This window comes from Microbacterium nanhaiense (genome assembly GCF_014646015.1).
In the GTDB taxonomy this organism is placed as follows: Bacteria; Actinomycetota; Actinomycetes; order Actinomycetales; family Microbacteriaceae; genus Microbacterium; species Microbacterium nanhaiense.
Genome location: NZ_BMMQ01000008.1, coordinates 95,804 through 109,224 on the forward strand (window position 1 = coordinate 95,804; position 13,421 = coordinate 109,224).

Genomic DNA, 13,421 nt, shown 5'->3' on the forward strand with positions numbered 1-13,421 from the left:
GACACCGACGGGGCTGTCATTGCGAGCGAGCCGAGGCTATTCGCCTTCCTCGGCGCTCACCGCGTGCGGAGTCCCGACCGGTTTGGACTCGCTCGATCCGCGCTGGCGCAGGTAGATCGACAGCGCCACCATCGCGCCCACGGCGAGGAACTCGGATTGCCAGTTCTGCAGGGTTCGGTTCCAGAACTCCGGCGAGACGACGTAGTCGCCGAGCGTTTCGAGCGGGAGTCCGTGCTCGGCGTTCTCCTCGTTCGCGACGACGTGCCCGGCAAGAGCCTGGGCCAGCCACGAGAGGAAGAAGATCGCACCCATGGTCAGGAGCAGCGAGTTGGAGTAGAGCCGCAACCGGACCCCATCCGCCCGGGCCCACCGCGGCGAATCGGCCCGAGCATACGCTCCCACCAGCTGTTCCTCGTCGGTGCCGACGCCCTCATCCCCCGGTTTCTTCGACTCGGGAGAACCGCGCTGCACGAACCAGACCGTGGCAAGGATGAAGAGGAAGAACTGTAGGAACTCCGACTGCCAGTTCTCCGCCACATCGACGAGGAACTCCGAGGAACGGATGAAATCGAGGTATCCGACCGGTGGCTGCCCGTGCTGCGCGAGCTCTTCGTTGTTGTATGCGTGACCCACGATCGACTGGGCGACGAGGGTGACGATGAAGATGGCGAGGAAGACCAGGCTGAGGCCCGTGTCCCGGATGAAACGGCGCATGCTCACCACCCCATCAGCGGGAGAACGATCATGATCGCGAGCCCGACGCAGATGATGCTCATCCAGGACCAGAAGGCGAAGCGCATCGCGCCGCTCGAACCCTCGCTCTTCGACATGACGTGCCCTTTCTATGCGCGTACGGCCCGGTCGGACCGGGCACCCGCGAAGCTACTCCTCGCACGCGACGGGGAAGACCCCGTTGCGAGGGGTCACGGAAGTCGCTAAGGCCACCGGGCGGGGTGTCGCGTTAGCGGGCTGTCAGGGTCGGGCGGTTCGCCGTATGGGTTCCGTTAGGAGACCGGATTCCGGCGGCACACGGGTGTTCGATCGGGAGTTGCGCCCGTATCGCGGGCCGTGCGGCCGAGCGTTCTGCTGCCGCTGTCGTCCGAATGGAGCTTGCTGTGCTGGACATCGTCTACGTACTCGGCGCGATCGCCGTGTTCGTCGTCATCGGAGTGTTGGGGAAGGCGGTGGAGAAGCTGTGATCGTGTTCGAGCTTCTCGCGGCCGCCCTCGGCGTCGCGGACGAGCAAACCAGATTGAACGACAAAACCCCCGGAATCCGGGGGTTTCACGCTGTAGCAGGAGCGGGGCTTGAACCCGCGACCTCACGATTATGAGTCGTGCGCTCTCACCAACTGAGCTACCCTGCCGCAAAACGACTATTCTCGTTTCGAGCCCCGAGTCAGGATTGAACTGACGACCCCTTCCTTACCATGGAAGTGCTCTACCACTGAGCTATCGGGGCGTTTCCCGTCGTGCGGGCAACTAGAAAATCATAACAACGACGTGACGTTCTTTTCAAAACGGCGTGTCGCCCGGGCGTTGCGGCCTAGCGCTTCTTTCAGAAGTCGGTGAAGTCCGCGCCGAGCAGCTCGGTCTCGAGGGCCTCCTGAGCCACGCGCTCCTCCTTCGAGTAATGCGTGCCGGCGTGCTCCGCGAGCCACGGCTTCGGGTCGACGGCAACGCCGTTGTACCGAATCTCGAAGTGCGTGTGAGCGCCGGTCGAACGGCCCGTGTTGCCGGTCTGGCCGATGACCTGACCCACGTGCACCTGATCGCCGACCTGCACGGTCATCGAGCCGTTGATCATGTGTGCGTAGTGGCTCTCGACGACCTCGCCATCGATGACGTGCTGGATGCGGACGCTGACGCCGTATGCACCGCCCGCCTCCGTCGCCTCGGTCACGACGCCGTCGGCGATCGCCTGGATCGGCGCGCCGAGGCCCGGCGTGAAGTCGATTCCCTCGTGCATGCGACCCCAGCGCGCGCCGAAGCCCGAACTCATGCTCGTGCCCACCGCGAACGGATACTGGATGTCGGCCGTGATGTCGTTCTGGTAGAACGCGCCCGAGGAGTTGATTCCGCTGACGGTGGTCAGCTGGCGGAAGGTCGAGGCCTCGTAGCCCTGCACCTGCGTGAGCGGCTCGGATTCGGCCGAGGAGCCGGCGACGTAACCCTGCAGCTGTTGCGCGGCGACCGTGGCCTTCGGATCCGCCGTCGGCTGCGCGGCCTCGGCCTCGGCAGTGGCGGGTGCGGCGAAGGGCAGCACCACACCAGCGACGATCGCGGCGATGGCGCCCGCTGCGGCGACCGAGGCGGTTGCGGCGGCGAACTTGCGGAACGGCGTGTTCAGCGACTTCTGCTTGTGCGTGCGCTCGCGGATCTCGCGCTGCTGCGCGGCGATCGTCTTGCGCGTGACGGGGGCATTGCCGGAAAAGTTGAGGGCCGCGGCGGCAGCGGCGAACTCATCGGCCGCTTGAGGCTTGCTGTCGCCGGACACCGGAGCCGCTGCGTTGCGGCGCGAGCGGCGCAGGGGCAGCTCGGGAGCGGTGTTATCGGAGGTCACGCACGCACTTTCATTCAGCACCCGGATCGGGTGTCGATCAAGAAGAAGGAGCTCGTCTTGCGGGGGAGCAAAGTAACGAACGGATAACTACGTTACGCGATCTTCACTGAAAAGGCCAAGTGAGTTCACTCGGCTTCGACCCGATCGGCGATCTTCCGGGCGAGATCGGGGTGTGCCGCGACCGTCATCTCGCGCCCGAAACCATCCGCGGAGAGAGTGAGAACCGCTCCCCCGGCCTCTGCCACAATGAGCGCGCCCGCGGCCACATCCCAGGGCTTGAGACCCCGCTCGAAGTACGCGTCGAGACGCCCGGCCGCGACGTAGCTCAGGTCGATCGACGCGGCGCCGATCCGGCGCACATCGCGGGCGATCGGCATGACGGCCTGCACCGTCGCGATGTCGCCGGCGTGGGTCGCCGGGTCGTAGCCGAAGCCCGTCGCAATGAGCGCTCCCGCCGGGTGCTCGCTCGACACGCGCAAGCTCTCGCGCGCGCCGTCCGCCTCCACGAAGGATCCCTCGCCGCGCGCCGCGACGAAGGTCTCGCCGAGCGCGGGGGCACGCACGACTCCGGCGAGCGCCTCCCCCTCGCGTACGGCCGCGATGCTCACGCCGTAGCTCGGCATGCCCGAGGCGTAGTTGACGGTGCCGTCGATCGGATCCACCACCCAGGTGATGCCCGTCGTGCCGGTCGTTGCGTCGGATTCCTCCCCGAGGAAGCCGTCGCCGGGGCGCTCGGCCGCGAGGCGTTCGCGGATGAGCGCCTCGACCTCGCGGTCGGCCTCGGTCACGATATCGGCGAGCGTTGACTTGCTGGCGGCGATCCGCACGCCCTCCGCTCGGCGCCTGCGGGCGAGATGCCCCGCCTCCAGCGCGACGGCTCGGGCAAGGTCCAGCAGCTCGATGCTCATGCGGTCCACGCTACCGCGCGAGCCCACTCACTCCCCGCGCACGCGCGCCGGCTCACAGGGGCGGGCGGGGCGCGCCCGCGGCGGGATCCTGCGGGCCCGGACGGTGCGGTGCGGGCGGGGTCGCCTGGGGGCCGAAGGCGCGGGCGCCCGGCGAGGGCACGCCCGTTCGCTGTGCGTCGAAGTCGGGCTGGCCGTTGTCGAGCATCGGCAGCGGCGTCACGCCGTCACCGTACGTCGGCCAGGGCAGCAGCGGCCGCCCGTCGGCGGCGGTCGCTGCGGCGGGCGCGCGTCGCGGCCGCGGGGTGCGCGGGGCGAACATGGCCGTCACGAGCGGCACGAGCGCCGTACCAACGGCGGCGAGAATCGCGAGCGCCACCATGACACGGCCGTAGAGCGGCGGGTAGTCACCCGGAAGAACGAGCGGCACGATCGCGGTCGCGAGCAGCGCCAGCACGAAGCCCGTCGTCGCGAGCATCAGCGCCCGCGTGAAGACCGTCACGTAGCGCGCGTGGGCGCGCCACATGATCCGCTGGTGCACGAGCGCCAGCTGCACGTAGATGATGACAAGCACGAAGTTCCAGAACTTCAGCGCGCCGCCGAAGCCGTAACTGAGGTCGAATGCGTCGTTCGGCACCCAGATCAGCGCAAGACCCGCCAGCAGGATCAGGACCCACGCGGCCATGCTCGCCGGAACCACCCACGCGGGGCGGTTGTGCGCGAGGTAGGAGTCACCCAGGGCGACGCCGGCGAAACCGGCGAGCAGCAGGATCGTCGTGAACGCTCGCGGGATGATGTCGCCGCTGGGCGTGAACAGCACCCAGTAGACGCAGATGAGGGCGCCGGCGATGAGGGCCACGATGGCGACCCACATCACTCCCTTGAGGAGCCGCGGGATGTCTGACTTCGGTGATGACGACATGCCTTCATCATTCCACTTGCGGGGCGCGAAGACTCCGGATCAGGGGTTCTGTGGATAACTCTTGGTAACGCGGCGGGCCCGCTCAGCGCGCGCACGCGAGAGCGTCGGCGCCGAGCCAGCCGTTCACACACGCCTCGCCGAGCGTTCGTTTCGGAGACACCGCGAATTCACGTTCCACAAACACACTCCTTGTGAAAGCCGCTTCCTTGCGGCCCATTTCCGATAACAGGGGTGAAACATGGGAGCCATTTCCATCACCGGCCTCGCCCGGTCGTTCAAGGGCACGGTGGCGGTCGACGCGGTCGATCTCGAGATCGCGGACGGCGAGTTCTGCGTCTTGCTCGGCCCATCCGGCTGCGGCAAGACCACTCTTCTGCGCATGCTCGCGGGGCTTCTCGAGCCCACCGCGGGCGCGATTGCAATCGACGGCGTCGACATCACCGACCGCCCGTCGAAGGATCGCGACATTGCGATGGTGTTCCAGAGCTACGCGCTCTACCCGCACCTGAGCGTGTACCGGAACCTCGAGTTTCCGCTCACGCAGGCGCACAAGCACACCGGCGTCACGCTCGACAAGGCGCAGCGTCGCGCGCGCATCGAGGAGGTCGCGGCCGCGCTCGACATCGGCCACCTGCTCGACCGCCTGCCGAAGGCCCTCTCGGGCGGTCAGCGGCAGCGCGTCGCCGTGGGGCGTGCGCTCGTGCGCGAGCCCAAGGCGTTCCTCATGGACGAGCCGCTGTCGAACCTGGATGCGGCCCTGCGGACGCAGACGCGTCAGGAGCTCAGCGCGCTCCACCAGCGCCTCGGCGCGACCTTCGTCTACGTCACCCACGACCAGGTCGAGGCGATGACGATGGCCACGAAGATCGTGGTGCTCAACAAGGGCCGCATCGAACAGGTGGGCACGCCGCTGGACGTCTACGACCGCCCGGCCTCCACCTTCGTCGCGACCTTCATCGGTTCACCCGCCATGAACCTCTTGCCCGCGCGGATCACCGACATCGACGGCGTCGTGCGCCTCATCGGCGCCGACTTCGCCGCGGACCTCTGGGATGGCCGCGTCGACGAGTTCGAGGCCCTCATCGGCGCCCGCCCCGAGCACATGCGCGTGCTGGGCCACGGCGAGCGCGGCGACATCGAGCTCGCCATCCAGGTCGCGAGCGTCGAGCAGCTCGGCCACGAGACCATCGTCTACGGCAAGGCCGCCGACGCCGACGTGTGCGTCCGCGGCGCACGCACCGGCGACATCCGTGTAGGCGACATCGTGCGCGTCGGCCTCGACCTGGCCCACCTGCACATCTTCGACGCCGCCACGGGCCGCCGCCTCGAATGGCAGCCCGACCCCACCGACGCGGTCGAGGCCTCCGCCGACCCCGCGCTCACCTACTGACCGACGCCGTTCCCCGCACAGGAAGTCACCCCACATGCGCGTTCGCCCCCTCCGCCGCCTCGCCACCGTTGTGGCCCTCGCCGGCTCCGCCGCCCTCGTCATCTCCGGATGCGCGACCGCCGGCGCAGCCCCCGGATCCGCACCGAGCGGTGCCCTGCCCGAGCTCACGGCCGACGAGCACGTCGAGATCGTGTTCGAGTCGTACAACCTGTCGGGCCAGGGAATCTGGGGCGACACCATTCAGGGCCTCATCGAGCAGTTCAACGCCGAGCACCCCAACATCGTCGTGACCGGCCAGGGCATCGATTCGGCGAGCACCGCCGCATCGATCCAGCAGCAGGTGCTCGCGGGCGACCCGCCGGACGTCGGCCAGATGACCTTCGACACCATGTCGTTCTCCGCCGAATCCCTGAACGGGGCCAATCTCACCGAGGTCGTCGGGCAGGACAAGCTCGACGAGCACTTCGGCGGAGAGTACCCGTATCACGAGCGCGCCCGCGTGCTCGCCGACATCGACGGGGCGACGTACGGCCTGCCCTACGTCTTCTCCACCCCGGTGTTCTGGTTCAACCGGACGCTGCTGGAAGACGCGGGCATCGATCCGGACACCATGGACATCTCCACGTGGGACGCGGTCGCCGAGCTGGCCGCGCAGGTCACCGAACACACCGGCAAGCCCTCCGTCTCGAACACCTGCGTGCTCACGGGCGGCAACTGGTGCATGCAGTCGATGTTCCTCTCGGGCGGCGCGCGCGTGCTCTCCGAGGATCGCTCGAGCATCGAATTCGGATCCGACGAGGCCGTCGAGACGGTCGACACCTTCGCCCGGATGTACGAGGACGGCCTGCTCGAGAACACCGACACGAACGCGAGCTACGAGAGCTTCGCCCGCGGCGACGCGATCGCCTTCCACGTCAACACCTCGGCACTCCAGGCCACCTACATGCAGGGCGCCGAGGCGAACGGCTGGGAGCTCGACGCCGCCGTGCTCCCCCAGTTCGGCGAGCGCGAGGCCGTGCCCACCAACTCCGGATCCGCCCTCGTGATGTACGCGCAGGATCCCCAGAAGCAGGCAGCCGCGTGGGAGTTCATGACGTTCATGACCTCGCCGGAGGCGTACGAGGCCATCACCACGGGCATCGGCTACCTGCCGCTGCGCTCGACGATGACCGAGGGCGACGGGCCCCTCGCCGAATGGGTGCAGGCGAACCCGCTCGTGCAGCCGAACCTCGAGCAGCTCGACCGCCTCTCACCGTGGGTCTCCTACCCGGGCGACCAGTACGCCGAGGTCGATCGCCTGCTCGCCGTCGCCATCGAAGACTCCGTCTTCAACGGCAAGGACGCCGCCACCGAACTGCCGGCGACCGCCGAACGCGCGCAGGCGCTCATCCAGGACTGACCGGTTCCACCCCATCAGGAAAGCGACCATGAACACCACCCTCACGCGCAGCCTCGCGCTCTCCGTGCTCGCCCTATCGGCCGTCGGTCTGACCGGCTGCGTGACGAGCGGCTCCGCGGTCGGAGCCGACTCCGGCGGATCCCTCGCCGAGCTCTCGTCCGACGAAACGGTCGAGATCGTCTTCGAGTCATACAACCTCAACAGCGCCGGTCCGTGGACCGAGGCCATCGAGGGCCTCATCGCGGCGTTCGAGAAGGAGCACCCGAACATCACCGTGACGGGCCAGGGCGTCGACACGGCCAACATCGTCTCGTCGATCCAGCAGCAGGTGCTCGCGGGATCCCCGCCCGACGTCGGACAGCTCGGCTTCGGCCAGCTCGACTTCGCACAGACCGACCTGCAGGCGGCGAACCTCACGGAGCTCGTCGGTCAGGAGGCTCTCGACGAACACTTCGGCGGCGACTACCCCTTCCACGAGCGCGCCCGAGTGCTCGCCGACATCGACGGCTCGGCCACGGGCCTGCCGTACGTGTTCTCGACCCCCGTGCTGTGGATCAACGAGACGGTGCTGGAATCGGCCGGTATCGATCCGGCGACGGCCGACTACTCCACCTGGGACTCGGTCTCGGCGCTCGCCGAGCAGGTCACCGCGAAGACGGGCAACCCCTCGATCAATGTGCCGTGCATCGTCACCGGCGGCAGCTGGTGCATGCAGGGACTGTTCTTCTCGAACGGCGCCGACGTGCTCTCGGACGACCGCTCGACGATCGAGTTCGGATCCGCGGAGGCGATCGACACCGTCGAGGTCTTCCAGGGCATGTACGCCGGCGGCATCCTGTCGAACGAGGAGGAGATGACGCAGTACGAGTCGTTCTCCCGCGGCGACACGGCCGCCTTCCAGCTCACGACCTCGGCCCTGCAGTCCAGCTTCATGCAGGGCGCCGACGCGAACGGCTGGACGCTCAGCACGAGCGAGATGCCGCAGTTCGGCGAGCAGGAGGCGCAGCCGACGAACTCGGGCTCGGCGCTCGTCATGTTCGCGCAGGATCCGAAGAAGCGCGCGGCAGCGTGGGAGTTCATGAAGTTCATGACCTCGGCCGAGGCGTACGAGGTCATCACGACGCAGATCGGCTACCTGCCGCTGCGCAAGACCATGACCGAAGAGGGCGGTCCGCTCTACGACTGGGTGCAGGCCAACCCGCTCGTGCAGCCGAACCTCGACCAGCTCGACCGCCTCGTCGCGACGAAGGCCTACCCCGGCGACCAGTTCCAGGAGGTCGACCGCCTGCTCGACGTCGCGATCCAGGACGCCATCTTCCAGGGCAAGGACGCCGCCGACACGCTGCCGGAGGCAGCAGAACGCGCCCAGGCGCTCATCGAGAAATAAGGAAAGCAATGACCATCGACACCGCCCTCACCGCCAACCCGGCACTGCCCGTCGCCGGAACCTACAACTTCCGCGATCTCGGCGGCATCCCACTGCGCGACGGCGGATCCACCGCCACGGGCCGGGTCTACCGTTCCGACGCCTTCCACACGCTCGACGACGCGGGCCGCGGCAGCCTCGCCGAGCTGGGCGTCACGACGCTCGTCGACCTGCGCCGCCAGGCCGAACTCGACCAGATGCCGAGCGCGATCGACGGCACCCCGATCGCGATCGTGCACGTGCCGATCTTCGACGAGGCCGCCCCCGACCGCCAGGTCGACCAGGCGGAGATGCTCGATCTCGAGCGCATCTACGACGTCATGGTCGGCACCCGAGGCGCGCAGTTCGCGCTGGCGGCGCGGCACATCGCCCGCGCCGAAGGATCCGTCGTGTTCCACTGCACCGCGGGCAAGGACCGCACCGGCGTGCTCGCCGCGCTGATCCTCGACGCCGTCGGCGCCGAACGCGAGGCGATCATCGCCGACTACGCCGCGACGGCCGCGAACCTCGCGGGCGAGTGGGCCGAGCGCATGCTCGCCGGCCACGACCTCCGTGCCATGGAGCAGGCGGGCGTCGACATCGTCGGGATCACGACGCAGAGCCCCGCGCCGCTCATCCGCGCCGTGCTCGAGCGCGTCGATGCCGAGCACGGCGGCGGCGCCGCCTACCTGAGCGCCCACGGCCTCACCGCGTCCGACCTCGAGGCGCTTCGCGCCCTTCTCCTGTCCGCCTGACGGCCTCTCTCCTCTCTGATCGCAAAGGATCCTCATGAACCCCCAGTTCCCGGCCCCCAGCCACACCATCCTGCACATCTCTGACACCCACTTCGTGGAGGACGACGCGCTCCTGCACGAAAAGATCGACTCCGACGCGAACCTCGTCCGCCTGTTCGAGGGCCTGCGCGCCTCGTCGATCACGCCCGACGCGCTCGTCTTCACGGGCGACCTCGCCGACGCCGGCCAGCCCGAGGCGTACGCCCGCCTGCGCGCGATCGTCGAGCCCGTCTGCGAGCAGTACGGCGCCGAGCTCATCTGGATCATGGGCAACCACGACGCCCGGCCCGAGTTCCGCCGCGGCCTGCTCGACCTCGAGCCCACCCAGGAGAGCGTCGACCGCGTCTTCGACATCAAGGGCCTGCGCCTCATCGCCCTCGACTCGACGGTCCCCGGCCACCACCACGGCGAGCTGAGCGACGAGCAGCTCGACTGGCTCGCGGGCGAGCTCGCGACCCCGGCCGAGCACGGCACCCTCATCGGACTGCACCACCCGCCGATCCCCAGCCCTCTCGGGCTGATCTCGCTCGTGGAGCTGAAGGACCAGCAGCGCTTCGCCGATGTCGTCGCCGGAACGGACGTGCGCGGCGTGCTGGGCGGCCACCTGCACTACAGCACGACGTCGACCTTCGCCGGGGGCGTGCCCGTCTCGGTCGCGAGCGCCACGTGCTACACGCAGGACCTGCAGGTCGTTTTCCCCGGCGCGCGCGGCATGGACGGCGCCCAGGGATACAACCTCGTGCACGTCTACGACGACCGGGTGCTGCACACCGTCGTGCCGATCGGCGCGCACCCGACGGTCTACGAGATGACCCCCGAGATCCTCGAGGCGTTCATGGCGAAGTCGGCCGACGAGCAGGCGCAGATGGTCGACGCCGCCTCGCGCACCGAAGACGCGGACGCGCTCGTCGGATCCGCGCCCTCGGCTGGATGAGCGGCATGTTCACCCCGGTTCTGGAACGGCCGGAGGCGCCGGCTCCCGCGCGGATCCCCGCGCCGGCGGATCCGGTCGCCCCCGCCGGCCGCGCGGGGCGGCGCTCCACGCGCCCCGCGCGGCGCCGCCGCCGGGGAATCGCCCCGTACCTCTATCTGCTGCCCGCCCTGGCGATGCTGCTGCTGTGGACCTACTGGCCCCTGGCGCAGACGTTCGAACTGTCGGTCTACGACTGGAACCTGCTGCCGACCTCGCCCCGCGAGTTCGTCGGTCTGGAGAACTTCGTCGAGGTCGTGACGCTGCCCGAGATGCAGCGGGCCGTGGGCAACACGGTGCTCTACACGGTGGCGTTCGCGGTATTCTCGCTCGTGCTGCCGCTGATCATCGCGCTGCTCTCTCAGCACGTCCGCGGGCGCTGGAAGACCTTCTACCAGGCACTCATCTTCGTTCCCTACCTCCTGACGCCCGTCGCGACGGCCGCCGTGTGGCGATGGCTGTTCGCACCGAACGGCGGCACGATCCCGACCGTCATGTCGTACTTCGGCGCCGACATCGGAAACGTGTTCCGCGACCCCTCGATGGCCCTCTGGGCGATCGTCGTGATGGTCGGCTGGCAGATGCTCGGCTTCGGCGTGCTCGTCGTCTCCGCGGGCATGGCGGGCATCAGCCCCGAGTACGCACAGGCCGCGGGCCTCGACGGGGCGGGCCCCCTCACGGTCATCCGCCGGATCACCCTTCCGCTGCTCTCCCCCACCCTCGTCTTCCTCGGGTTGATGACGGTGCTCCTGGCCGCGCAGTGGACCTACCCGATGATCGACGTGCTGACCAAGGGCGGCCCCTCGAACAGCACCACGAACATCTACTACATCCTGTATCAGTTCGGTTTCCAGAACTTCGACTCGGGCCTGTCGAGCGCCGCCGGTGTGCTCTTCTTCCTCGTGTTCGGCGCGATCGCGATGATCTACCTCCGGCTGACCGAGAAGTTCAGCTTCTACGACGACTGACGTCGGATCGAAAGGCATCTCATGGCATTCGTCATCGACTCCTCCGCCCCCGCCGACGAGCTCGCCGCGCAGCGCACGTCCGCCGCGGCGCCCGTGCTCGCCGGCACCCGCCGCGGCAGCGACTCGGATCTGCCGGTGGGCGCGCGCCGCTCGGGCGGCGTGGCGACGGGACACATCGTGCTCGCCCTCGTCGCCCTGTTCAGCGTGTTCCCCGTGTACTGGTTGTTCGCCACGGCGTTCCGCCGACCCGAGGATCAGCTCTCGCAGAGCCCGATCCCCTGGCCGTTCAGCGTGCAGAACTTCATCGATGTGTTCGCGCGGCTGCCGCTCGTCGGCATGATCGCGAACACGCTGACGATGGCGCTCGTGCTCACGGTGTTCCAGCTCGTCACCTCGGTGCTCGCCGCTTACGCGTTCGCCCGCTTCGACTTCATCGGAAAGAACGTCGCCCAGTTCCTCTTCGTCGGATCCTGGCTCGTGCCGTTCCAGATCACGATGATCCCGAACTACCTGCTGGTGTCGCAGATGGGGCTGCTGAACACCATCGCGGGCGTCGTCGTACCGAACCTCGTCTCGGCCTTTGGCGTGCTCATGCTCATGCAGCACATGCGCGCCTTCCCCGGCGAGCTGCTCGACGCCGCGAAGATCGACGGGCGCGGATCCTGGCGCTCGCTGTGGCAGGTCGTGGTGCCGAACATGCGGCCCGCGCTCGCGGCGCTCGCGATCATGCTGTTCATCTCGGCGTGGAACGACTACCTGTGGCCCTCGCTGATCCTGCGTCAGTCGGATGCGCTCATCCAGGTCGGAATCCGGTCGTTCCTCACGGCGGAGGGCAACAACTGGGGCGCCGTCATGGCGGCCGCCGGCGTCGCCTGCCTGCCCGTCTTCCTTATCTACATCGTGCTACAGAAGCACGTCGTAGCGGCCTTCGTCCGGTCGGGACTCAAGTGAGCCCCGCCGGGCGGAGCCCGATTTTCTGCCGCGCAACGGTCGTGTGATAGACATCGAGACATGGGGGCAATCATCGAGCCGGGAATCGGCGAGACCATTGATCACGTGCTGGCGATGCTGCCCGATCTGCTGCCGAGCGAGCAGCGCGTCGCGAGAATGTGCGCGGAGTCGCCGGATCAGGTGATCGACATGTCGGGCGCCGACCTCGCCGCCCGCACCGAGACCTCACCGGCCACCGTGAGCCGCGCCTGCCAGGCGATGGGCTTCCGCGGCTTCCAGCATCTGCGGCTTCTGCTGGTGCGCGACCTCGGCGCCAGGGCGCAGCGGGAGAGCGAGCTGCCGGAGGGCACCGCGGGCCGCCTGCAGGCTCTGTCCGAGCGCGCGGCCGACATGGTGCGCGGATCCCTCTCGAGCGTCGACGCCGAGTCCTTCGAGGCCGCCGTCGAGGCGATCGCGACCACGAGGCGGCTGCTCATCGTCTCCACCGGTGCCTCGGCGCCCTCGGCGCAGGCCGTCGCGGTGAAGTTCATCATCGACGGACGCTCGTGCGAGGCGCCTGCCGACGGGATCGTGCAGCAGCTGACCGCGAGCGTGCTCCAGCCCGGCGACGTGTGCCTGGCGGTGAGCGAGAGCGGCGCCAACTCGGCGACCCTCGCCGCCGCCGCGGCCGCCCACGAGGCGGGCGCCACCGTCATCGGCGTGACGAGCTTCGCTCGCGCGCCGCTCGCCGAGCACTCCGACCTCATGCTCATCGGCGGCGCCCGCACGCAGGCGTGGTCGAGCGGCGCCCTCGCCGGAAACCTCATCCAAGTTTTGCTGCTCTCGGCGCTGCAGATGGAGGTGTCGCGCCGCATGTCGGAAGACAGCGCCCGCGCCCGCCGCGCCGCACAGGGCGAGATGATGAGCATCGGCGCCACCGACGACGACGTCCCCGACACGGACGCCTAGCGGGGCACGCACGGCGCCGTGATCGGCCGTTCACGCGCCTGAGCGAAGGGTGCAACACGGCGAAGGCCCCGACCTGATTCAGGTCGGGGCCTTCGCTTCCCGCTGGTGGCAAGTGAGCAACTTGCCATACGCGCGTCCGTCCGACTTTTCCAGACGACCGGAGGCGCAAGCAACAATAATACGCAGGATAACGCGCGAGGCGAAATC

12 protein-coding genes and 2 tRNA genes are annotated in these 13,421 nt (G+C 68.6%); 8 read left to right on the top strand and 6 right to left on the bottom strand.

Annotated features, from left to right (window positions below; translation table 11 throughout):
* Positions 1 to 36: 36 nt before the first annotated feature.
* The 6 genes from IEX05_RS12465 to IEX05_RS12490 form a co-directional block, all read right to left on the bottom strand.
* Positions 37 to 714, bottom strand: a complete 678-nt coding sequence (locus IEX05_RS12465) for a DUF6766 family protein (RefSeq protein ID WP_188702335.1) — start codon at positions 712 to 714, stop codon at positions 37 to 39.
* Positions 715 to 1,292: 578 nt separating this feature from the next.
* A tRNA-Met gene (locus tag IEX05_RS12470) sits at positions 1,293 to 1,366 on the bottom strand.
* 23 nt (positions 1,367 to 1,389) lie between these two features.
* Positions 1,390 to 1,461 (bottom strand) — tRNA-Thr (locus tag IEX05_RS12475).
* Positions 1,462 to 1,557: 96 nt separating this feature from the next.
* The gene (locus IEX05_RS12480) at positions 1,558 to 2,562 is read right to left on the bottom strand and encodes a M23 family metallopeptidase (RefSeq protein WP_188702336.1); all 1,005 of its coding nucleotides are present in this window, start codon (positions 2,560 to 2,562) and stop codon (positions 1,558 to 1,560) included.
* Between the two features lie 125 nt (positions 2,563 to 2,687).
* Positions 2,688 to 3,470 carry an inositol monophosphatase family protein gene (locus tag IEX05_RS12485; protein ID WP_188702337.1) on the bottom strand — a complete coding sequence of 261 codons (783 nt, stop codon included), beginning with the start codon at positions 3,468 to 3,470 and terminating at the stop codon, positions 2,688 to 2,690.
* A 52-nt stretch (positions 3,471 to 3,522) separates the two neighbouring features.
* Positions 3,523 to 4,389 (bottom strand): hypothetical protein, encoded by an 867-nt coding sequence (locus IEX05_RS12490; protein WP_188702338.1) that lies wholly within the window; start codon positions 4,387 to 4,389, stop codon positions 3,523 to 3,525.
* A 238-nt stretch (positions 4,390 to 4,627) separates the two neighbouring features.
* Between IEX05_RS12490 and IEX05_RS12495 the strand changes: the two genes are divergently transcribed.
* Genes IEX05_RS12495 through IEX05_RS12530 form a run of 8 tightly spaced genes read left to right on the top strand, consistent with a single transcriptional unit; the run spans position 4,628 to position 13,214 of the window.
* Positions 4,628 to 5,779 (top strand): ABC transporter ATP-binding protein, encoded by a 1,152-nt coding sequence (locus IEX05_RS12495; protein WP_188702339.1) that lies wholly within the window; start codon positions 4,628 to 4,630, stop codon positions 5,777 to 5,779.
* 34 nt (positions 5,780 to 5,813) lie between these two features.
* A complete protein-coding gene (locus IEX05_RS12500) occupies positions 5,814 to 7,178 on the top strand; it encodes an extracellular solute-binding protein (RefSeq protein WP_188702340.1) in 1,365 nt (454 codons plus the stop codon).
* A 28-nt stretch (positions 7,179 to 7,206) separates the two neighbouring features.
* Positions 7,207 to 8,565, top strand: a complete 1,359-nt coding sequence (locus IEX05_RS12505) for an extracellular solute-binding protein (RefSeq protein ID WP_188702341.1) — start codon at positions 7,207 to 7,209, stop codon at positions 8,563 to 8,565.
* Positions 8,566 to 8,573: 8 nt separating this feature from the next.
* Complete coding sequence (locus IEX05_RS12510; protein ID WP_188702343.1) at positions 8,574 to 9,338, top strand: tyrosine-protein phosphatase; 765 nt, start codon at positions 8,574 to 8,576, stop codon at positions 9,336 to 9,338.
* A 34-nt stretch (positions 9,339 to 9,372) separates the two neighbouring features.
* The gene (locus tag IEX05_RS12515) at positions 9,373 to 10,311 is read left to right on the top strand and encodes a phosphodiesterase (RefSeq protein ID WP_188702345.1); all 939 of its coding nucleotides are present in this window, start codon (positions 9,373 to 9,375) and stop codon (positions 10,309 to 10,311) included.
* Between the two features lie 5 nt (positions 10,312 to 10,316).
* Positions 10,317 to 11,315: a carbohydrate ABC transporter permease gene (locus IEX05_RS12520; protein ID WP_188702347.1), complete on the top strand. Its 999-nt coding sequence runs from the start codon at positions 10,317 to 10,319 to the stop codon at positions 11,313 to 11,315.
* 21 nt (positions 11,316 to 11,336) lie between these two features.
* Positions 11,337 to 12,266 (top strand): carbohydrate ABC transporter permease, encoded by a 930-nt coding sequence (locus IEX05_RS12525; RefSeq protein WP_188702349.1) that lies wholly within the window; start codon positions 11,337 to 11,339, stop codon positions 12,264 to 12,266.
* A 60-nt stretch (positions 12,267 to 12,326) separates the two neighbouring features.
* The gene (locus IEX05_RS12530) at positions 12,327 to 13,214 is read left to right on the top strand and encodes a MurR/RpiR family transcriptional regulator (RefSeq protein WP_188702351.1); all 888 of its coding nucleotides are present in this window, start codon (positions 12,327 to 12,329) and stop codon (positions 13,212 to 13,214) included.
* Positions 13,215 to 13,421 lie beyond the last annotated feature (207 nt).

Coding starts and splice junctions, on each gene's coding strand:
- IEX05_RS12465 (WP_188702335.1), bottom strand. CDS start 714: ATGCGCCGTTTCATCCGGGACACGGGCCTCAGCCTGGTCTTCCTCGCC.
- IEX05_RS12485 (WP_188702337.1), bottom strand. CDS start 3,470: ATGAGCATCGAGCTGCTGGACCTTGCCCGAGCCGTCGCGCTGGAGGCG.
- IEX05_RS12490 (WP_188702338.1), bottom strand. CDS start 4,389: ATGTCGTCATCACCGAAGTCAGACATCCCGCGGCTCCTCAAGGGAGTG.
- IEX05_RS12495 (WP_188702339.1), top strand. CDS start 4,628: ATGGGAGCCATTTCCATCACCGGCCTCGCCCGGTCGTTCAAGGGCACG.
- IEX05_RS12500 (WP_188702340.1), top strand. CDS start 5,814: ATGCGCGTTCGCCCCCTCCGCCGCCTCGCCACCGTTGTGGCCCTCGCC.
- IEX05_RS12505 (WP_188702341.1), top strand. CDS start 7,207: ATGAACACCACCCTCACGCGCAGCCTCGCGCTCTCCGTGCTCGCCCTA.
- IEX05_RS12510 (WP_188702343.1), top strand. CDS start 8,574: ATGACCATCGACACCGCCCTCACCGCCAACCCGGCACTGCCCGTCGCC.
- IEX05_RS12515 (WP_188702345.1), top strand. CDS start 9,373: ATGAACCCCCAGTTCCCGGCCCCCAGCCACACCATCCTGCACATCTCT.
- IEX05_RS12520 (WP_188702347.1), top strand. CDS start 10,317: ATGTTCACCCCGGTTCTGGAACGGCCGGAGGCGCCGGCTCCCGCGCGG.
- IEX05_RS12525 (WP_188702349.1), top strand. CDS start 11,337: ATGGCATTCGTCATCGACTCCTCCGCCCCCGCCGACGAGCTCGCCGCG.
- IEX05_RS12530 (WP_188702351.1), top strand. CDS start 12,327: ATGGGGGCAATCATCGAGCCGGGAATCGGCGAGACCATTGATCACGTG.